This window comes from Streptomyces sp. NPDC088246, assembly GCF_044741025.1.
GTDB lineage: Bacteria > Actinomycetota > Actinomycetes > Streptomycetales > Streptomycetaceae > Streptomyces.
The window spans coordinates 1-19,144 of sequence record NZ_JBIURV010000041.1 but is presented as its reverse complement, the minus strand read 5'-3'; the positions used below and the strand labels follow the sequence as shown (position 1 = coordinate 19,144).

Sequence of the window (19,144 nt, the reverse complement as noted above, 5' to 3'; positions counted from 1 at the left end):
TGGATAGTGTCAGCACAGACTGATTAAGTTACTGCTTAGTAATCGCCAGTATTCGCTTGTAGACGCTGGATCCCACCCTCGCAGGCCCGAGGAGCCCCCAAATGCAACTCGCCGCGATCATCGTGTCGCTGGTGCTGACTGTGGTCGGCGTTGCGCTCATCGCCCGAGCCGTCGCGCAGATCTACCGGTTCGTCAAGCTCGGACAGCCGGTCCCGGCAGGCAGCCGCACCGACAACCCGAAACAGCGCACGATCACCCTGGTCAAGGAGTTCCTCGGCCATACCCGGATGAACCGGTGGGGGATCGTCGGCTTCGCGCACTGGTTCGTCGCCATCGGCTTCCTGACGCTGCCGCCGACGCTGCTCCAGGCGTACGGGCAGCTCTTCAAGGCCGACTGGGTCCTGCCGGTCATCGGCAACTGGCTGCCGTTCGAGATGTACACCGAGTTCATCGGCCTGATGACGACGGTCGGCATCCTCGTGCTGATCGCCATCCGGCTGCTGAACCTGCCGTCCCGGGCCGGCCGCAAGTCCCGTTTCGCGGGCTCCAAGGCCTGGCAGGCGTACTTCGTCGAGTACGTCATCCTCGGCATCGGTCTGGCGATCCTGACCCTGCGCGGCCTTGAGGGCGCGATCCACCACGTCGAGGGCTACGACGCCGCGTACTTCATCTCGTACCCCTTGGTCCTCGCGTTCAAGGGGCTCGCGCTCGGCACGCTGCAGAACCTCATCTACTTCACCGCGATGATGAAGATCGGCATCTCGCTGATCTGGATGATCACGGTCTCGCTGAACACGAACATGGGTGTTGCCTGGCACCGCTTCCTCGCCTTCCCCAACATCTGGTTCAAGCGGAACGCGGACGGCGCGGTCGCGCTCGGCGCGCTGCAGCCGATGACGTCGGGCGGCAAGGAGATCGACTTCGAGGACCCGGGCGAGGACGACGTCTTCGGTGTCTCCCAGGTCGAGCAGTTCTCCTGGAAGGGCATCCTCGACTTCTCCACGTGTACGGAGTGCGGTCGCTGCCAGTCGCAGTGCCCGGCCTGGAACACGGGCAAGCCGCTCTCCCCGAAGCTCCTGATCATGTCCCTGCGCGACCACGCGCACGCCAAGGCCCCGTATCTGCTGGCCGGTGGCGGCAAGGACATGGAGGGCAACGAGAAGGCGTCCGAGGAGCAGCTGAAGGACGTCCCGGCCGCGGCTCTCGCGGAGGCCGAGCGCCCGCTGATCGGCACGGCCGAGGAGAACGGCGTCATCGATCCGGACGTGCTCTGGTCCTGCACCACCTGCGGTGCGTGCGTGGAGCAGTGCCCGGTCGACATCGAGCACATCGACCACATCGTCGACATGCGCCGCTACCAGGTGATGATCGAGTCCGCGTTCCCGTCCGAGGCGGGCACGATGCTCAAGAACCTGGAGAAGAAGGGCAACCCCTGGGGGCTCGCCAAGAAGCAGCGCGTCGAGTGGACCAAGGAGGTCGACTTCGAGGTCCCGATCGTCGGCAAGGACGTCGAGGACCTGTCCGAGGTCGACTACCTGTACTGGGTCGGCTGCGCGGGCGCTCTCGAAGACCGGGCCAAGAAGACCACCAAGGCCTTCGCGGAGCTCCTCCACATCGCGGACGTCAAGTTCGCGATCATGGGCGGCGACGAGAAGTGCACCGGTGACTCGGCCCGCCGCCTGGGCAACGAGCCGCTGTTCCAGCAGCTCGGCCAGGAGAACGTCGCGATGCTGAACATGGCGTTCGGCGAGTCCCTCGACGAGGACGGCGGGGTCGACCCGGAGACGAAGAAGCCGAAGTCGTCGAAGAAGATCGTCGCGACCTGCCCGCACTGCTTCAACACCATCGCGAACGAGTACCCGCAGCTCGGCGGCGAGTACGAGGTCATCCACCACACCCAGCTGCTCCAGCACCTCATCGACGAGGGCAAGCTGATCCCGGTGACCCCGGTCGAGGGCCTGATCACGTACCACGACCCGTGCTACCTGGGCCGTCACAACAAGATCTACACCCCGCCGCGCGAGATCATCGCGAAGGTCCCGGGCCTCAGGAACGAGGAGATGCACCGCCACAAGGAGCGCGGCTTCTGCTGCGGTGCCGGTGGTGCCCGGATGTGGATGGAGGAGCGGATCGGCAAGCGCATCAACAACGAGCGCGTCGACGAAGCCCTCTCCCTCAACCCGGACATCGTCTCCACCGCCTGCCCGTTCTGCCTCGTCATGCTGACCGACTCGGTCAACGGCAAGAAGAACGACGGCAAGGCGAAGGAGTCGGTCCAGGTGGTCGACGTATCGCAGCTGCTGCTGGACTCCGTGAAGACCCCGGCCGACCCGGCCGGCGAGGCGGAGCCGGTGGACGCACCGGAGCCCGAGCCGGTGAAGTAGCCAGGGCTGTCGTGCGACAGAAGCGGCCGGACCTGCCTCGGGGGCAGGACCGGCCGCTTCTGTATTCCCGCACGGCTACGCATGGGGCCGACCCCCCAGGGTTCCCCTAGGGGATGTCACAGCTCGGCCGCAATGGCGGGCAGGTTCCCCAGGCCCTCTCACCGCACCCGCGCAGACCAGGTACGTTCGATGACGTGGCTGGATTCAGGATCGGACGCGGCCGGGACAACCGCACCCCGCAGCAAGCGCAACAGCAACCGCGGCAGCAGCCGTACGGCACACAGGCACCACCGCCGTACGCCCGGCAGCCATGGCCGCCGACGGGAGGCAACGGCGCCCCGCCCCCGTACAACAACGGCGGGCACGGTGGAAACAACGGGCCCGGCGAGCACAACGGCGGCTACGGCAACGGCTACAACAGTGGCGGCCACGGCGAGCCGGAGTATTTCGGCGACCCGTACCAGCAGCCCCACCACCCCCACGGGTCCCCCCAGCACGGCGACCCGTACGCCAACTCCCCCGGCCATACCCAGGCGTTCAGCATCGGCGAGGACCCCTACGGCGACGGCAACACCTACCGCGCCGGCCAGGCCCCCGCCCAGCCCGCGGGCCCGCGGCTGCCGTGGAAGGACCTGCTCACCGGCATCGTGCTGCGCCCGGGACCGACGTTCTGGCAGATGCGCGACTACCCGGTCTGGGGCCCGGCGCTCGTCGTCACGTTCCTTTACGGCCTGCTCGCCCTCTTCGGCTTCGACCAGGCCCGGGACGACGCGATCCACGCGACGATCTCCACAGCGGTCCCCTACGTCGTCATCACGGGCATCGGCTTCGTCATCGGCGGCCTGGTCCTGGGTGCGGTCACGCACACGCTCGCCCGCCAGCTCGGCGGCGACGGCTCCTGGCAGCCGACCGTGGGCCTCTCCATGCTGATCATGTCGATCACGGACGCCCCCCGCCTGATATTCGCGGTCTTCCTCGGCGGCGAGAACTCCCTGGTCCAGGTCCTCGGCTGGATCACCTGGCTGGCCTCGGCCGCGCTCTTCACCTCGATGGTGAGCAAGTCGCACGACCTGCCGTGGCCGAAGGCGCTGGGCGCATCCGCGATCCAGCTGATCGCGCTGCTGTCGATCATCAAGCTGGGCACGATCTGACGGCATCCGACCATCTGAGGAAGAGCCCCCGACACACCGCGTCGGGGGCTCTTCCTCGTGCGGGTGCGACTGCTCGCGGATGACCGTGCCGCGCATCTCGGCCACGTGTCCACTCGGCGGTCATGTACAGGCAGTCGTCCCACCCGGAGCAGGGCTCACCCATCGGCATCGGATTCCACGCCATGGCGGCGTGGCCGACGCCGCACGACCAACCACCGGCCGCAGGCCGCCGGCTCTACGCGTCGAGAACCTGCCCGCTACGCGGCACGACGGGCTTGTCCACGCTCCACGGGAAGTTGATCCAGCGATCGGTCTTCTTCCACACGTACTCGCACTTCACGAGCGAATGCGGCTTCTCGTAGATGACCGCACTGCGCACCTCGGCAACGTGATCGATACAAAAATCGCGCACCAGCTTCAGCGTCTTCCCGGTATCGGCGACGTCGTCGGCGATCAGAACCTTCTTGTCCGAGAAGTCGATCACATTCGGAACGGGCGCCAGCATGACCGGCATTTCCAGGGTGGTACCCACCCCGGTATAGAACTCCACATTCACCAGATGAATGTTCTTGCAGTCCAGGGCATAAGCGAGCCCACCCGCGACGAATACCCCGCCCCGCGCGATGCTCAGCACGACATCGGGCTCGAATCCGTCGTCGGCCACGGTCTGCGCCAGCTCACGCACGGCATGACCGAACCCCTCGTACGTCAGGTTCTCCCGCACATCAGCGTTCATCCCGGCATCACACCTGGGTCCGGTGGAAATTCATGAACGACCGCGACGCGGTCGGCCCGCGCTGGCCCTGATACCGCGATCCGTACCGCTCGGAGCCGTACGGGAACTCCGAAGGCGAACTCAGCCGGAACATACAGAGCTGCCCGATCTTCATCCCCGGCCACAGTTTGATCGGCAACGTGGCGAGATTCGACAGCTCCAGGGTCACGTGCCCGGAGAATCCGGGGTCGATGAATCCGGCGGTCGAATGCGTCACAAGACCGAGCCGCCCCAGCGAACTCTTGCCCTCCAGCCGCGACGCGAGATCGTCGGGCAGCGAGATGACCTCGTACGTCGAAGCGAGCACGAATTCACCGGGGTGCAGGATGAACGCCTCGTCCCCGTCCGGCTCGACCATGCGCGTCAGATCGGCCTGCTCGACGGCTGGATCAATATGTGGATAGCGGTGGTTCTCGAACACCCGGAAGTAGCGGTCGAGCCGCACATCGATGCTCGAGGGCTGCACCATCGACGCGTCGAATGGATCAATGCGTACACGTCCGGCGTCGATCTCGGCCCGGATGTCCTTATCTGAGAGAAGCACGCCCCGAGGATACGCAGAACGCGCGGGCCCGCCCCAATCCGGGACCGCCCCGCGCGCCTGTGACCACTCCTAGCGCTCCTCGAACACCACAGGCACGGCATGCCGAAGCCGCGCACAACGAGGACAGCGAATGAGCCGCCCGGGACCGATCCGCCCGGACCCGAGCTGCTGCATCGGGAACGAAGCGGTAGCGAAAACGTGCCCTTCGGCACAGCGGACGACGGTGCGCTCCATGGAGTCCATCAAGTCCCTTCCCCAACAAGCCTTGGACGAGAAAGCCACATTAGGGGATGAACGGGACGCCACTCCAGGCGGCACTCCGACCACCCACGCTACGCCCCCAACTCCCGCCCACGGCACCCGCATCCACCCTCCCTGGCAACGAAAAGGCCCCACGGCTCAAACGCCGGGGACCTGGCATGGGGTACAGTATGGAACCATGTGGAGCCGATCAAACGGCTCGCTTCGCGGGTGTAGTTTAATGGTAGAACATGAGCTTCCCAAGCTCAGAGCGCGAGTTCGATTCTCGTCACCCGCTCCATGAAAAAGCCCCAGGCCAGCGGCCGGGGGCTTCTTTGTTGTCTGGACCAGTTCAAGCGTCCCGCACCAGCTCTGCACCGGAGGGCTCCTCGCTAGTCTTCGCTCAGGCGGGGAGCAACAGCAGACTCGGCAGCGGCCTCGATCAGCAGGCGACCTCCTGGTCGCTCGCCGGAGTCGCGGCGGTCACACCTCGTCACCCCTGCCTCGCGGGCGTAAACCTGGCGACAAGACGTCAGCTCCTTCCCGCCGCAGCACCCGTCGGCAGGCCCATCAGTCCCGAAAGGTCTTGGTAAGGCGGCCGAAGAGTGAGATCGTGTTCGCATGCGCATTCAGTGAACGCGAGTTTGTCCGGGGGGATTTCGTGCCGTGGCTGTAACTGTGCCCGACTGGGCCGACACCTTACTTGACGTCATTGGTGTCAATTGGCCGAACGTCGATGAAGACGCGTATCGGGACATGGCTGACGCCCTCCGGGAGTTCGCAGAGGATGTGGAGGATGACGGCTACCTCGCCAATCAGCATGTACAACGTTTGCTGTCGTCTGGCTACGGCGAAGCTCTCGACGCGCTCGGCGGCCACTGGGGCAAGGTCAAGAACAAGCATGTGAAGGATCTGGCCGACGGCGCTCGCACGATCGCGGGTGCCCTGGACAACGCGGCAACGGCGATCGAAGCCATGAAGTATGCGGCTCTCGTCCATCTGGGGGTGCTGGCCGGTAAGGCGGGCATCTCCATGGCCCTGATACCGGTGACCGGCGGCCTGTCCATGCTCATCGGCGGGGGAGCGATCGCGGTGGCCCAGCAGGCCATCCGCCGGATCATCAAGGAGTGCCTGGAAGAGGTCGTCAGCTATATCGTCTCCGCTCTGACCGAACCGGCCGTCGCCGCGCTGGAGGGCATGGCCGCGGATCTGGCGGTACAGGTCGGCGCCACCATGCTCGGTCTGCAGGACGGCGTCGACATGAGCCAGGTGGGCCAGTCGGGCAAGGAGGGCTTCAACGAAGGTGTCGCGGGGGCCAAGGACTCGTTCCACCTCGCTTCAGCCGGTGGTCCCGGGGCCGCGCCCGGCAAGGGTGTGCACATCGAGCACTCGGAGCACGAGCGAGCCGGCACCAACCTGAGTCTGGTCAGCGTCGACGTTCACGGCAAAACCGCGGGCAGGCTGGCCAAGGCCGGGACGCATCATGGACGGACCCGGGGCAAGGACGACATCGCCAACGCCCTTGACCCCGTGATCGACAAGGCGATGAAAGCTCTCGGCAAGGCCAACAAGGCGGTGGGCGACCACCTCGGCGAGGGGCTACCGAAAGCGGTCAGGGAGATATCCGAGGCCCAGAAGAAGATCGATCTGGATATCAAGGACAGGCTCAACAAGGTACGCCGGGACGACGGAGAGACCGTCCCGCCCCCTGCCAAGGCACGCCGGGAGTCCGCTCACACCAAGGCGGACGCGCTGAAGAGTGCCGGGACGAGCCGCGCCGCAACAGCATCTCACTGGACAAGAAGACCTGCGAGAACGACCCGGTGGACGTCGCCACCGGCGAGATGACCCTGCCGCAGACGGATGTGGCCCTGCCCGGAGTCCTTCCGCTCGTCCTGCGCCGGACACATCTCTCCGACTACCGCTACGGCCAGTGGTTCGGCCGCAGCTGGGCCTCCACGCTGGACGAACGGATCGAGCTCGACCCGCTCGGCGCGGGTGCGGTGTGGTCACGGGACGACGGTTCGCTCCTCGTCTATCCGCGACTGCCGCTACCCGGGGACGACGACGGTGTCCTGCCCCTTGAAGGTGCCCGGCTTCCTCTGGTGCACGGCGGACACGACAACGGAGAGACCACCTATCTCATCACCGATCCGTACACAGGTCTGGCGCGCTCGTTCCGAGGCAGTCCGTACAACGCGTCGCCGGCCTACTGGCTTGGGGAGGTCGAGGACCGCAACCTCAACCGGATCTCCTTCTCACGCGCTGGTGACGGCAGCCCGACAACGGTCACTCACTCCGGCGGCTACCGGATCGATCTGGCCGTCCAGGACGCCCGGGTTCGGGAGATGTCCCTGCGTACGCCTGACGGACCGATCACCATCATGCGCTACGACTACGACCCTCTGGGCAACCTTGACGGAGTCGTCAACTCCTCAGGAATTCCCCTTCGTTTCACGTACGACGTGGATGCTCGGATCACGTCCTGGACCGACCGCAACGACTCCACGTTCCGCTATGTGTACGACGACGCGGGCCGGGTGGTCAGCACGATCGGCCCAGACGGCTATCTCTCCTCCACGTTCGCGTACGACACTCACCCGGAGACTGACGACCGCGCCACCCGGTACACGAACTCCCTCGGTGCGACCAAGGTGCACTACTTCAACTCCCGTCTCCAGGCGGTCGCTGAGACCGATGCGCTGGGCGGCGTCACCCGCCACAGTTTCGACCGCTACGACCGGCTACTCTCCCGGACCGATCCGCTCGGCCGCACTACCACCTACACCTACGACGAACGCGGAAACCCGGCACGGGTCGAACACCCTGACGGCAGCTCCGCCGAGATCGAGTACAACGAGCTGAACCAGCTCGCCGCAGTCACCGGACCCGACGGTGCAACGTCGCGGCAGGAGTACGACGACCAGGGCAACCCGACGCTCTTCACCCGGCCGAACGGCACGACGACCCGTCTCACTCATGGCCCAAACGGTCAGCTCACCGGAGTCGACGACTCCCTCGGCGCACTGGACCGGCTGCACTGCGACATGGCCGGCCTGCCGCTGGCGGTCCGCGGTCGGCTCGGCACGGTCACCCGCTACACCCGTGACGCGTTCGGGCGTGCGGTACGGATCACCGACCCACAGGGCCGCACGACCGCACTGGAATGGACCGTCGAGGGCAAGCTCGCCCGGCGGACGGATCCCGACGGCTCGCAGCAGTCCTGGACATACGACGGCGAGGGCAACTGCCTCGTCCACACCGACGCGGCGGGCGGCGAGACCCGCTACGAGCACACCCACTTCGACCTGGTCTCCGCCCGCACCACACCGGACGGAGCACGCCAGGAGTTCACCCACGACACCGAGCTGCGTCTGACCCGTGTCACCAACCCACAGGGCCTGACCTGGGACTACACCTACGACCCAGCCGGCCACACCAGCGCGGAGACCGACTACGACGGCCGCACACTCAGCTATGTTCACGACTCCTGCGGCCAACTCGTCTCCCGCACCAACGGCCTCGGACAGACCGTCCGCTACGAGCGCGACCTGACAGGCCGCGTCACCGCCAAGGACGCCGACGGCGCGGTCACCCATTTCACCTACGACATCCACGGCCGGCTCGCCTCAGCGACGGGACCCGACACCGAACTGTCGTACGTACGTGACAACTCGGGCAGGGTCCTGAGCGAGATCTGCGACGGTCGCGAACTGACCAACACATACGACGAGACCGGACGGCGCGTCCGCCGTGTCACCCCGTCCGGGGCGGTCAGCACATGGTCATTCCCAGCCGGCCTGCAGGCCGAGCTGAACGCCTCAGGCCATCAGGTCGTCTTCGCCTTCGACGAAACCGGCCGCGAGACAACCCGCCGGATCGGCAACGCACTGACCGTCGAGCACACCTACAACCCGGTAGGCCGCCTGACCGACCAGCACGTCCGCGCACCCGGCGACCGGACCCTCCAGCGCCGCTCGTACACTTACCGCGCCGACGGCCACCTCACCTCGGTCGACGAACTGACCAGCGGACACAAACAGCTGGAGGTGACCCGGGCGGGCCGGGTCACGGGCGTCACCGCGGACAACTGGTCGGAACGCTACGCGTACGACGAGTCCGGAAACCAGACCACCGCGACCTGGCCCGGCACGGACGACGCCACCGGACCGCGCGAGTACACCGGCACCCGCATCACCCGTGCGGGGCACGTCCGTTACGAACACGACGCGCAGGGGCGCGTGGTCCTGCGCCAGAAGGCCCGCCTCTCCCGCAAGCCCGACACCTGGCACTACGACTGGGACGCCGAGGACCGCCTGGTCTCCGTCACCACACCGGACGGGACCCGCTGGCGCTACCACTACGACGCCCTCGGCCGCCGCACGACGAAACAGCGCCTGTCGCCGGACGGGGCGTCGGTCGCCGAAGAGGTGACCTTCACCTGGGACGGCGACACCCTCTGCGAACAGACCACCTCCCTCGCGGGATCCCCGGACTCCGTCGCCCTCACCTGGGACCACGACGGGGTGAAGCCGGTCACCCAGGTGGAACGCCGGCTCCTTCACCGGGCGGAGGTCGACCGCCGCTTCTTCGCGATCACCACCGATCTCGTCGGTACACCCCGCGAACTCGTCGACGAACAGGGCGAGGTGGCATGGCACACCCGCGCCACCCTGTGGGGAGCCACCTCGTGGAACCGCCGCGCCGACGCCTACACCCCGCTGCGCTTCCCGGGACAGTACTTCGACCCGGAATCGGGCCTCCACTACAACCGCCACCGCCACTACGACCCCGAATCAGGCCGCTACCTCTCCCCTGACCCGCTCGGCCTGATCCCGGCCCCGAACGCGGTCACCTACGTCGACAACCCCACACGGTGGATCGACCCGCTAGGACTGGCGCAGTGCCCGCATCGTGGCGGGGAGGACCGCCACAGTGTGGTGCTGGGGGTCAACCGTCCTGGTGGGCATTCCAACAACCTCGCCGCGTACCTGCGCGATAATGGAGATCCCGGGGCCCACACATACAATGACAGCAACTACGGTGACGAAGAGCCCGGCGGTCCCGTATGGATGACCAACGTCGCCTCCGCCGTGAATGACCGCGAGACGACACTTTCTATAACCCTGGACGGAATGCCTAATCGGGCCGGAGATTCCGGAAATTGGAATACACCGGAAACCATTATCGAAGCATTCAGAGTAGCCGTAGAGCGTGGTGATAATTTCGGCCTGGGGAACAGAGACCGATGGCCCGACGCAGGTAACGGCACGGCATGGGAGATGAGTGTGGTGGCCCGTGCGGTTCGAGCCTACGAAACCGATGTGGCCGATGGTTACGCCACCCCGGACGGGCGCCCATGGGAAGAAATATCCTGGTACTCGGAAAATGAGCGAATCCACATCGATAAACCAGACATCATGGAATTGAATCCCGAGTACCTCCGACTCAAGAGAGAGCAAGCAAATGGCGGCTGAGACTGATGCCAGCGTCCCCGAATCAGTTGTCAGGGAGTGGCGAAGCGTACTGTCGGAACCATCAGGTGTGATCGATCCGACCCTTTCGCAAGCGGCTTATGCGAATCAAAAATTGCGTTCACTCTTCCCGCTCATCAGTCACGGATCTCTTCAGTTCAGCCGCTGCACGCGGTACCCGTGGTCCCGGGACGTCCCTTCCCTCTTCAGGCGGCGCGACGGGCGCTACTCCGTCATTCGCATGTGGGAGACGGGTGAGTCCGGCCTTCGCGAAGTAGGCGTGGCGGACACAGCATCGGAGGCAGTCGCGCTACTTGCCGCGACCCTGCCCGAAGACTGGGGGCCTGCAACCGAAGGCACGGCTGACGACCTGTGAGCCCAGCCTCCGTACGTCAATATGGGCAGTTCATGACGAGCAATGAGGAAACCCGGAACGGCGCTGAGATTGTGGCTGCGGAGTGGTCTGCTGTGCTGGCTTACGGCCCTGATCGCATCGATCTGGCCGTTCCCTAAACTGCTTACGCCACCCGCCGTTGCGGCAGCTCTACCCCATGGTCGGCCACGGCGTTCTGTACCTGGGCCGGTGCACCCAATGGCCGTGGACCCGGGACGTCGGTACGGCCTATCCCCTGGTCAAAGGTGGTTACCGAGTCCGTCGAGAGTCTGATGACACTCTCCTCGGCGAGGTCGACACCGTCGAAGAGACCTATGAGTTGATCGCCGCCAATCTTCCCGACGGCTGCGGCCCGGCGGTCGACGGCTCCCCGGACGACGTGTGATCGCAGCGCCTCACCACAACCCTCGTGGAGGTCAGCCACTCTCGCTCTCGGCGTCGCTTGAATCCTGGTTCTGGATCACTTTTGGTGCAGGGCTGACGGACGGTCACCGCCGATACTCGCGCCAGCATTCCGCGCATCAACCGGTCCCACTGGACCTCGGTCACCACCAGCTGACGGCGGTATCGCTTCAACTCGCTGGGTCGCCAAGGCCACAACAGCGACGGCCATCGGTGCGCACCGCGGGGGACATCCGCTTCATCCTCGCCGCTCGTGCCCCATCCGTGCCCAGCCGAACAGACAACAGCGGTGAACAACGGCACTGCGAGACCACACCAGGCGAGCCCTCAGAGCGGCGTATTACCAGGTCAGTCCCCCTGTTCCCTTCGGGTGCGCCTTGCCGGCGTGAAAACATGGCTGCGGCGCCTGCCCGCCGATGCCGGTAGCTCGTTGGGACGTTGAGCCCGTAGGTCAGTCTGGTGCCGGGGCCGCAGAGGGGCCACGCACTGTTGCCATCGAGCACTTGCGACGCGAGGTCGCTTGAGTTGAGCGGAAGTCACCGAGGAGGTTCGACTGATGTCGAAGGTGTAGGACCCAGGCCAGTGTGCACGGCCTGTCCCCGCCTCAGCGTGCGTCGCGGGCAACTGCGGGGTGCGAATCCTGAGGTCGAGGCCCAAGGATTCCCGTTCCATCCGGGAATTACAGGCTGGGGAAGAGCGGAAGGGTGAATGCAAATGAATCCTCGATGATGCCTCGTCATGCAAACTCCCGCAGATGGGTAGCGCCAGCGGGTGATAGGGACTGGCCGCTGGAAAGCGGCAGGCGCCGACCGGACAGTGCTCGCCGGTCGGGAGCACACCACCGTCCCCGGGGTTCAGAGGACACCCAACCCGGTCGTATCTCACTCATGCGGAACGCGACAACCCCGATGAGGTCCAGGCAGTGATTGCTTGGTAAGCCGACCGCAAGGAAGGCCCAATACCTCAGCGGGCGCAGGAGGATCCAACAAGCCAATTCCGGTGGCCGAAAGGAAGCAGGAAAACGGATACCGTATCGCCGACAACTCCGTCGGTGGTTTCCGTATAACTGGCCGGATAGGGGCCTGTGCCCCGACCTGAAAGGGTGCTGACGTGGATCTGGTGAGCCTGTGAAGCTCGACTGCCGATGACACCGGAACCGAAGGACAAGTTGGACACCATGACGACACGCGCGACGGGGACGGCGCCGTCCGACCCCGACGTGTCCGGGCCGACTCGGTGAACGGACCGGAGGACGGGACCACCGACTGGGCATCGATCGACTGGCGCCGGGTCGAGGACGACGTACGGCGTCTGCGGCAGCGCATCTTCACGGCATCGCAGGCAGGAGACTTGGCCAAGGTCAGGAATCTGCAGAAGCTGATGCTCCGCTCCCGCGCCAACACGCTCGCGACCAGCGAAGCCGGGTAAGCCGGCCTTTGCGAGTCCGGCGACTGCATCAGCGAGGCTGACTGGCGGGTTCCGCTTCTCTCCGACAAGTCTGACCACCGTCTCCACCACCTCGTGCGGCAACTCCCTGTACAGCCCGCACAGGTACGAATCCGGGTCGATCACTCGCACTCCACGCTCGGCCAAATCACCGGCAGGTAAGTCGGCAAGGTTCCACGTGATCAGCGCGTCGGCACCGGCCGCCACCGCTGCCGCCGAGTGATGCCGGTCGTCGGGGTCATCACCCGGCATTTCATCCACGAGGGGCCCGTATACCGCCGCCTCGATCTCGCAGTCGGGGAAGAAACGCCGGACGGCTTGGGCAACTGCGGCAGCCGACTTCGCCGAACGCTTTCCCTCCCGGACGATGACCCGCTCCCACTCCGCGAGCAGCCGTTCGGACCACCCGATCTCGTGGATAGCGTCCTCGGTGAGGGCCAGCATCACGTCCATGACCGAGAACGGAAACAGGACGTTGGTGTCCACAAAGACCCGCGCTGCCACGCTCCCCCTCTTCCTTCACTTCGACGGCTACCCGTAACGCCCGGATCAATAGGGCAGATCGACACCCTCCAAGACATCTGCGATCTGGCGCCGCCCCTCTCTGCGGCGCTCACGCTGCCGCTGGAACGCCAGCACGTCCGCAAGGCGGACCACCCGGTGGCTGCTGCCCGGCAGGTTCGTCGAGGGGATGTCGCCGGCATCAAGCAAGCGTGCGACGAACGGCCGAGACAGACCCAGAAGCTCAGCGGTCTCAGCGGGCGACAGCTGCACCTCGGACGCCAAGACCGTCACCGCATGCCCACGGGCAAGCTCACCGGCCGAGGTCAGAAGCAGGCGGACCAGTTCCCCAGGCAGCACGAGTTCGCTGCCATCCCGGGTGCGCACCAACACCTCGACCGCCTCCGGCGCCATCCGAGCAGTCGCCGCGAGCGCGCCCTGGTGCGAGGGATCCGGCTCCACCTTCTCGGCACGGGCAAGAACGCTGGAACGAGCCATGGTCGCCTCCAATCACTGACCCCACCGAACGATTCATCTGAAATAACTGTAACCGGGGGTTCGGCGCGGGCAATCCCAATGGAGACGGGATCTGCCGCGTCCCGCCGGAGCGACTTGCCCTGCTCACCGATCTGCGGGCCATCGACCCGTGGAGGCCCTCCGAACGGATACGTGAGCAGCACAGGCAAAGCTGACTGCCCCGGGCGCTCGGCGACCACCGGCGGGTGCTGGCGGTGCTGAGATTCTCGGAAGGAAACGGCTGGCCCCGGCCGGCGCCGGGGCGGCGAAAGGCTTGGCGTGCGGGGCCGACGGAACGGGGTAACGTCTTTGTCATGTTCTTCCAGACGCCGATTTACGAGTGCGAGTGTGATGGGCCCCTGCTGACGTCCCTCGACGTCGCCGTGCCCGCCCCCCACCGATAAATCCGTAAATCACTTCACATCAATCCGGGAGAACCCATGACCGTGAGCAAGAACATCAACAACCCCGTGGGTATGGGCGGCGGCCAGCGCAAGAGGCTGTCCCGCGCCGAACGGCAGAATAATGGTCCGCACCGCAACCTCGACCGCAAGGGTGCCGCCGACCGGAAGGCGGAGCTGGTGCGCAAGATGCGCGAGAAGGCAGGCGCAGCCGAGGGCGCAGGGCAGACGGGCGACGACACCTCACAGAGCTGACGCACCGCCGCCGCAGGGCGGCACCGCACGAGGCAGGGGCCCGGACCGCGACGCACGGTCCGGGCCCCTGCTGCCTGCCGTACCGGGGCTCTGCGGCCGTACCGGGCGCGGCCAGTCCCGCTCAGCTCTCGGCCCACCACCCGCGTCCAGCCGACCACCCGGGGGTGGGCGTGCCACTACGTGCCAGTCAGGGCGGTGAACAGCGGTCAGCAGAGGCCCGAACGAAGCCGCTGCGGCACGCCCCCAGGGGCGCGTTTCCCCAGCTCAGAGGTGGGTAAGCCTACGCGGTACCGGGTGATTCCCAAGCTCAGAGCGCGAGTTCGATTCTCGTCACCCGCTCCACATGAAAGCCCCAGGCCAGCGGCCCGGGGCTTCTTTGCTGTCTAGACCTCTTGCCGGACGGCGTGCCCTCCGCGTGCCCCATCTTGCGCAAATACGCAGCCCAGAGGGCACGCGCCGCACTACATGGGTCGACCCGTCGCACGCCCACCCCGCACCACGAGACGCACCCCAGGTGATCCGCGCCACACGCGAGTGTGGGGCGACAAGTTCGCATCCGCCAAGGACAGGTCGGGCCCACCTGTAGACCTACCGCCCGGGCGGCCCGACAATGGCGCGAAATGATCACGCACGGCAATTATGGCGTGACGTGTTGTCAGTGGTGAGTGTTTTCATGGGGCCGTTGTGCAGGGAGGCATGACTCAACTGGATGGGGGACACGGCCGTGCCCGTGATCGAGCAGTACGTGAAGTCGGACGGAACCGTGGTGAGGAGGCATACCCGTCTCCCAGCCGGCGCCCGCCGGGAGACTGCCCTCCTGGGAGCGGTCGTGGCCGGGGTGTTCATCCTTGGCAACGGCAACACCGTCATCACAGGCGCCGATACGCAACCGACGCAGTTCCGGTTACCGCGGCAGCAACCACAGCAACAGCAGCAGTCGCCGGTGGTCTACCCGATCAAGCGGCCCGAGTGGGACAAGCCTGCCGCGCGGCCAACGCCAACTGTCTCGTATCCGATCGTCTTTCCCAGCCCGAGGAGTGGACGATGAGCCGGCGTCCGGTCCGGCGTCGCCGGAGCAGTCGACCCCGTAAGCAGAAGGGATCCGATCTTCAGTTTCTGTTGATGATCGGCCTGGTCGGTGCGGTGGCGTCCAGCCTCATCGCGTCGGTGGCGTCCTGGGTGGCCGAACACCCGTGGGTCTTCGCGCTTCCGGCCATCGCGGCAGCGGGTATGGGCGCCGTCGGTGTGTACCTGCAGAGGAAGGAGGCCCGCCGGGATGCCATCCGAGCGCAGGGGCTCCGATACTCGGCAGAGCACTTGGATGGCCTGCACTACACCCAGTTCGAATACGCCGTACGAGACTTGATGTACCGAGACGGCTGCCGGGACGCGCAGCAAGTTGGCCGGGGCGGCGACCAGGGAGCAGACGTAAAGGCCACCGATCCCCACGGCCGCCGCTGGGTGATCCAGTGCAAGCATCGCAAAGACGGCGTGCGGGGATCAGCAGTCGGCTCGCCCGATCTTTTCGTCCTCAACGGCACAGGCCGCCAAGTACACGGCGGCGACGTTTTGGTCATGCTCACCAACAGCCGCTTCTCCAAGCCTGCCCTCGAATTCGCCGAGTCCCAGAGCCTCCACCTCGTCGACCGCCAACTCCTCGCCCAGTGGGCCAGCGGTTCGCGCCCTCTGTGGGAGCTACTCCGGTCTGTACCGCCTCCCCGCAAGCCCACCTCGCTCTCCTGATCCAGGACGCCGAGGTGCTGGAGGTGGCTACCTCCGACGAGCACCCGGAGCGTGGGCGGACCAGGGCTGCGTATCTGCGCGCGCAGGAGGTCCTGGGCGTAATCACGACTACGCCAGCTGGCCTCACGCTGCTGGTGCAGCACGGGCAGACGGCATATCAAGCAGTGTTCGGCGGCTAAAGAGCAGCGAAGGGGCTCCTCCGATCAATCGGCTCGGAGCCCCGGCCTGCTAGGCGTGAACCGCATCTGGCAGTACTCGGCGAAGCGCGCTACCCACGGCCGGGCCGGCTTCTGATACCTGGAATAGGTCAGCGCTGCTCAGATAGCGGTAGCTCTGCGGCGGATGGAAAGTTCCCGCCGCACGCAGCGCGCTGAGCGACACCGGCTCGTCGAAGGACATGGGGTCCTCCAAGGTCAGCCCGCTCGCCTGGACGGCCCCGTCCATGTAGGCGTCGTACTCGTGCCGAGTGATTCCTGTCTGAGTACGATGCGCCGACCAGACCTCCTTGGGCGAGGCCACATGGATCGAGGCGATACGCGCCATGCCCACCAGGGCCATGGTGGGCGCGGTCGCGTAGAGCAGGACTGGCGTTCCGGGGGGCGCGGCGACGCGTTGGCGGCGGACCTCCACCGTCTTGCTGCCGGCCAGAATCGCGTTGGCGAAGCGCGGGTGGACGGACAGCAGCATCGCGCGTTCCGGATCGTTCACGTCGTTTGGTTTCCCTCTTGGTAAACAGCCTGGAACAGCTCGTTGCTGATCTTGGACAACGAGATCAGTGAGCCCGGCGACCACGGTATCCCTCGCTCCCTGGCCAGCGAGGTCAATCGTCGCAGCGTCACCGGCTTCGGGAAGATCTCGGTATCCGAGAACCGCAGCGCCATGGCACGGCCGGAGGCGTCAGTGGCCTCTTGGACCTCAGCCCGACCATATACGCCCAGGTGTTCGAATTTCGAGAAGAGGGTGTCGGGTGTGTCGATAAGCACCTCGTCAAGTCGCGAACTGCCCACCACCATCTGGCCCTCGCCGGGAGAACGGCCCTCGCTGACGTACCAGAGCAGCCGAGCAGGGACGCTCTCCCCGCGGCGACCCGAAGAGCGGTAGTACACGTGCTCTCTGCTGATGCCGAGGGTTTCACTCCGCGGAATGAGCATGGCAGGGACGTTGAAGAGCTCTGTCGACCCACGCGGCTTGATGGGCACCAGGAAGGACGGCAGCTCGGAGTCGATCACCTTCGCCGGCCACCACGCCCGCTCCACCACCGAGGCCACTTCTGCGGGCATGCCGGCCTGGAGCGTGGTGGTATCCACGATTAGTTCGCGAGCGAGGTCGCCGGCCACTGCCCCTACCTCAGCGGCCGTCCCACAAACGCTCACGAGGAGGGCGACGAGTCCGCCACCGTGTTCGAAGAACCCGTCTTCTCCAGCTGCGGACCGGGCCGCTTCGGATGGATACGGATCACTGATGCGGATGACCTCAGCACCGCGGTCCCGGCCGAGACGCTTAAGCAGGAAGAGGAGCTGCCGGGCCAGTGTCTCTTCCAGCGGATGGCCGGCCGTGCGGAGTACGGGGACGACCAAGGTTCGCCCATCCAACGCCCATGCGTAGAGCGCGACCGGGCGTCCCTGACCATCCCGGAGCAGCTCGCGACGCCAGGCGACCACGCCCTTGTTCAACGCCCGCAGGCGCTCGGCAAATGCGGAGCCGTCGTCGCCACCTGACTGGTGGAAGAAGGCGACCAGTTCCTCCTCTGCGCCCGGTGCCACCTCGCCGGACCGGAACTCTGTCCCCATCAGATCGGCCGGGCGGTACACCTGGGCCTGCCGCAGCTCGTCTACGTGCAGCGTCACGGTGGAAGGCGAGACAACGTGGACGCGGGCGACCTCCCAGGCCACGTCGGTCAGGCGGGACAACAGCGAATCACGAGTGGCCAGGACTTGTAGACCGGCGCAGGAGGTCTCGGCCACATACCGCAAGCGGAGCCTGAGCTCAGCGTCAACGGTCAGTTCGGGGATCGTCCGAGTAGCGGCTTGGAGCAGCTCACGGCTTCGCCTGTCCACGTCGCCCGGCACAGGGGAAAGCTTGCGCAGGCCGGTCAGGGCAGCCTGCTGGTGTTGACGCTCTGCCGTGTTCGTGAGGTCCCTGATCTGGTGGACCAGCTGGGGCGTGTAGGCAAGCTCCACGAGGTCCGCCATCCAGCCGGCTTCCAATGCGCGGGACTCCTCCGCACCGGCTGAGTCGGTAAGACCACGCAGATCAGCGAACACGCCATGGTCAACCGTCACCACCAGAAGCGCGTCGCTCTCCATCTCCGTGAACAGGTCCGGATGGCCGAGGTCCAGCCACCAACCGTCCAGGACCTCGCCGTCACGGCCACGTCCTCGGACCTCGCCATCCGGGACGAGGCCCAGACTCCGCCACATCCCACTCAGGTTGTAGTCCCGCCGGCACTTGGCCTTGATCCCCAGCCGTTGCGGATACCTCTCCCTGATGCCTTCCACCAGCTTCCGGGCGATTCCCCGGCCGCGCTGTTCCTCCGCTACACACAGGTGCGCAAGTCGGATACGGGCGCTCCTCTTCGGCAGTCCGAACAGCGCGTAGCCGAGCACCTCGTCCCCTTCGACGGCGGTTAGAAGGCCCCCGTCCTCCGCCGCTTTGCGGTAGGCAGGAGGCGTCAGGAGCCCCAGCGTCTTGGTGTAGCGATCACCAGGGCTACCGCCTTGTCGATCAACTCGTCCTGCGCAGGCGAAACGGAAGCCAACTTGATCACCACTACTCCCCCTCCAGTTGTGGGGGGGGGGGGGGGGCCCCCCACCCCCCCCCCCCCAAAAAAAAAAAAAAAGCAAAAAAAAAAATATGCGTGTAATGGGGGTGGGGGGGGGCCCGGGGGTGGGGGGGGGGGAGCGCCGGGCTGGGGGTGG

At 66.1% G+C, this 19,144-nt stretch carries 14 protein-coding genes, 1 tRNA gene and 2 pseudogenes; 11 read left to right on the top strand and 6 right to left on the bottom strand.

Annotated features, from left to right (window positions below):
* Positions 1 to 101: 101 nt before the first annotated feature.
* Positions 102 to 2,384, top strand: coding sequence for a (Fe-S)-binding protein (locus ACIPEK_RS36255; protein ID WP_402005222.1), 2,283 nt, complete (start codon positions 102 to 104; stop codon positions 2,382 to 2,384).
* Positions 2,385 to 2,578: 194 nt separating this feature from the next.
* Positions 2,579 to 3,535 carry a Yip1 family protein gene (locus ACIPEK_RS36250; RefSeq protein WP_402005219.1) on the top strand — a complete coding sequence of 319 codons (957 nt, stop codon included), beginning with the start codon at positions 2,579 to 2,581 and terminating at the stop codon, positions 3,533 to 3,535.
* 235 nt (positions 3,536 to 3,770) lie between these two features.
* On the opposite strand, the gene ACIPEK_RS36245 is transcribed toward ACIPEK_RS36250, so the two are convergent.
* Together ACIPEK_RS36245 and dcd are read right to left on the bottom strand one after the other, a co-directional pair.
* Complete coding sequence (locus ACIPEK_RS36245) at positions 3,771 to 4,271, bottom strand: phosphoribosyltransferase (RefSeq protein ID WP_402005216.1); 501 nt, start codon at positions 4,269 to 4,271, stop codon at positions 3,771 to 3,773.
* Between the two features lie 7 nt (positions 4,272 to 4,278).
* On the bottom strand, positions 4,279 to 4,854 hold the full coding sequence (gene dcd / locus ACIPEK_RS36240; RefSeq protein ID WP_072487843.1) for a dCTP deaminase: 576 nt from the start codon (positions 4,852 to 4,854) through the stop codon (positions 4,279 to 4,281).
* Between the two features lie 467 nt (positions 4,855 to 5,321).
* Between dcd and ACIPEK_RS36235 the strand changes: the two genes are divergently transcribed.
* From ACIPEK_RS36235 to ACIPEK_RS36210, 6 genes and pseudogenes are all read left to right on the top strand, one after another.
* Positions 5,322 to 5,395 (top strand) — tRNA-Gly (locus ACIPEK_RS36235).
* A 377-nt stretch (positions 5,396 to 5,772) separates the two neighbouring features.
* Entirely contained in the window at positions 5,773 to 6,942 is a 1,170-nt protein-coding gene (locus ACIPEK_RS36230; protein WP_402005213.1) for a hypothetical protein, read from the top strand.
* Positions 6,918 to 10,571 (top strand): RHS repeat-associated core domain-containing protein, encoded by a 3,654-nt coding sequence (locus ACIPEK_RS36225; RefSeq protein ID WP_402005210.1) that lies wholly within the window; start codon positions 6,918 to 6,920, stop codon positions 10,569 to 10,571. Before ACIPEK_RS36230 ends, ACIPEK_RS36225 begins: the two co-directional genes overlap by 25 nt.
* Complete coding sequence (locus ACIPEK_RS36220) at positions 10,561 to 10,944, top strand: DUF6193 family natural product biosynthesis protein (protein WP_399432417.1); 384 nt, start codon at positions 10,561 to 10,563, stop codon at positions 10,942 to 10,944. The genes ACIPEK_RS36225 and ACIPEK_RS36220 overlap by 11 nt, the downstream gene beginning before the upstream one ends.
* 157 nt (positions 10,945 to 11,101) lie before the next feature.
* Positions 11,102 to 11,347 (top strand): DUF6193 family natural product biosynthesis protein, encoded by a 246-nt coding sequence (locus ACIPEK_RS36215; RefSeq protein WP_402005206.1) that lies wholly within the window; start codon positions 11,102 to 11,104, stop codon positions 11,345 to 11,347.
* A 1,253-nt stretch (positions 11,348 to 12,600) separates the two neighbouring features.
* Positions 12,601 to 12,777, top strand: a pseudogene (locus ACIPEK_RS36210) (reverse transcriptase N-terminal domain-containing protein); the annotation flags it as partial.
* Between the two features lie 213 nt (positions 12,778 to 12,990).
* Here ACIPEK_RS36210 and ACIPEK_RS36205 read toward each other — a convergent pair.
* Positions 12,991 to 13,296 (bottom strand): annotated as a pseudogene (locus ACIPEK_RS36205) (PIN domain-containing protein); the annotation flags it as partial.
* A gap of 63 nt (positions 13,297 to 13,359) precedes the next feature.
* Complete coding sequence (locus ACIPEK_RS36200; RefSeq protein WP_402005203.1) at positions 13,360 to 13,809, bottom strand: helix-turn-helix domain-containing protein; 450 nt, start codon at positions 13,807 to 13,809, stop codon at positions 13,360 to 13,362.
* 458 nt (positions 13,810 to 14,267) lie between these two features.
* Here ACIPEK_RS36200 and ACIPEK_RS36195 point away from each other — a divergent pair, with 458 nt between their 5' ends.
* The 3 genes from ACIPEK_RS36195 to ACIPEK_RS36185 all read left to right on the top strand — a co-directional run bounded on the left by ACIPEK_RS36195 (position 14,268) and on the right by ACIPEK_RS36185 (position 16,226).
* Complete coding sequence (locus ACIPEK_RS36195; RefSeq protein WP_266360141.1) at positions 14,268 to 14,483, top strand: DUF6243 family protein; 216 nt, start codon at positions 14,268 to 14,270, stop codon at positions 14,481 to 14,483.
* Positions 14,484 to 15,213: 730 nt separating this feature from the next.
* Positions 15,214 to 15,531 carry a hypothetical protein gene (locus ACIPEK_RS36190; RefSeq protein WP_402005200.1) on the top strand — a complete coding sequence of 106 codons (318 nt, stop codon included), beginning with the start codon at positions 15,214 to 15,216 and terminating at the stop codon, positions 15,529 to 15,531.
* The gene (locus ACIPEK_RS36185; RefSeq protein WP_402005197.1) at positions 15,528 to 16,226 is read left to right on the top strand and encodes a restriction endonuclease; all 699 of its coding nucleotides are present in this window, start codon (positions 15,528 to 15,530) and stop codon (positions 16,224 to 16,226) included. The genes ACIPEK_RS36190 and ACIPEK_RS36185 overlap by 4 nt, the downstream gene beginning before the upstream one ends.
* Before the next feature lie 228 nt (positions 16,227 to 16,454).
* Here ACIPEK_RS36185 and ACIPEK_RS36180 read toward each other — a convergent pair whose 3' ends face one another.
* On the bottom strand, positions 16,455 to 16,934 hold the full coding sequence (locus tag ACIPEK_RS36180) for an ASCH domain-containing protein (protein WP_402005194.1): 480 nt from the start codon (positions 16,932 to 16,934) through the stop codon (positions 16,455 to 16,457).
* Positions 16,931 to 18,832, bottom strand: a complete 1,902-nt coding sequence (locus tag ACIPEK_RS36175; RefSeq protein WP_402005300.1) for an N-acetyltransferase — start codon at positions 18,830 to 18,832, stop codon at positions 16,931 to 16,933. Before ACIPEK_RS36175 ends, ACIPEK_RS36180 begins: the two co-directional genes overlap by 4 nt.
* Positions 18,833 to 19,144: the final 312 nt, after the last annotated feature.

Coding starts and splice junctions, on each gene's coding strand:
- ACIPEK_RS36255 (WP_402005222.1), top strand. CDS start 102: ATGCAACTCGCCGCGATCATCGTGTCGCTGGTGCTGACTGTGGTCGGC.
- ACIPEK_RS36245 (WP_402005216.1), bottom strand. CDS start 4,271: ATGAACGCTGATGTGCGGGAGAACCTGACGTACGAGGGGTTCGGTCAT.
- ACIPEK_RS36220 (WP_399432417.1), top strand. CDS start 10,561: ATGGCGGCTGAGACTGATGCCAGCGTCCCCGAATCAGTTGTCAGGGAG.
- ACIPEK_RS36200 (WP_402005203.1), bottom strand. CDS start 13,809: ATGGCTCGTTCCAGCGTTCTTGCCCGTGCCGAGAAGGTGGAGCCGGAT.
- ACIPEK_RS36195 (WP_266360141.1), top strand. CDS start 14,268: ATGACCGTGAGCAAGAACATCAACAACCCCGTGGGTATGGGCGGCGGC.
- ACIPEK_RS36185 (WP_402005197.1), top strand. CDS start 15,528: ATGAGCCGGCGTCCGGTCCGGCGTCGCCGGAGCAGTCGACCCCGTAAG.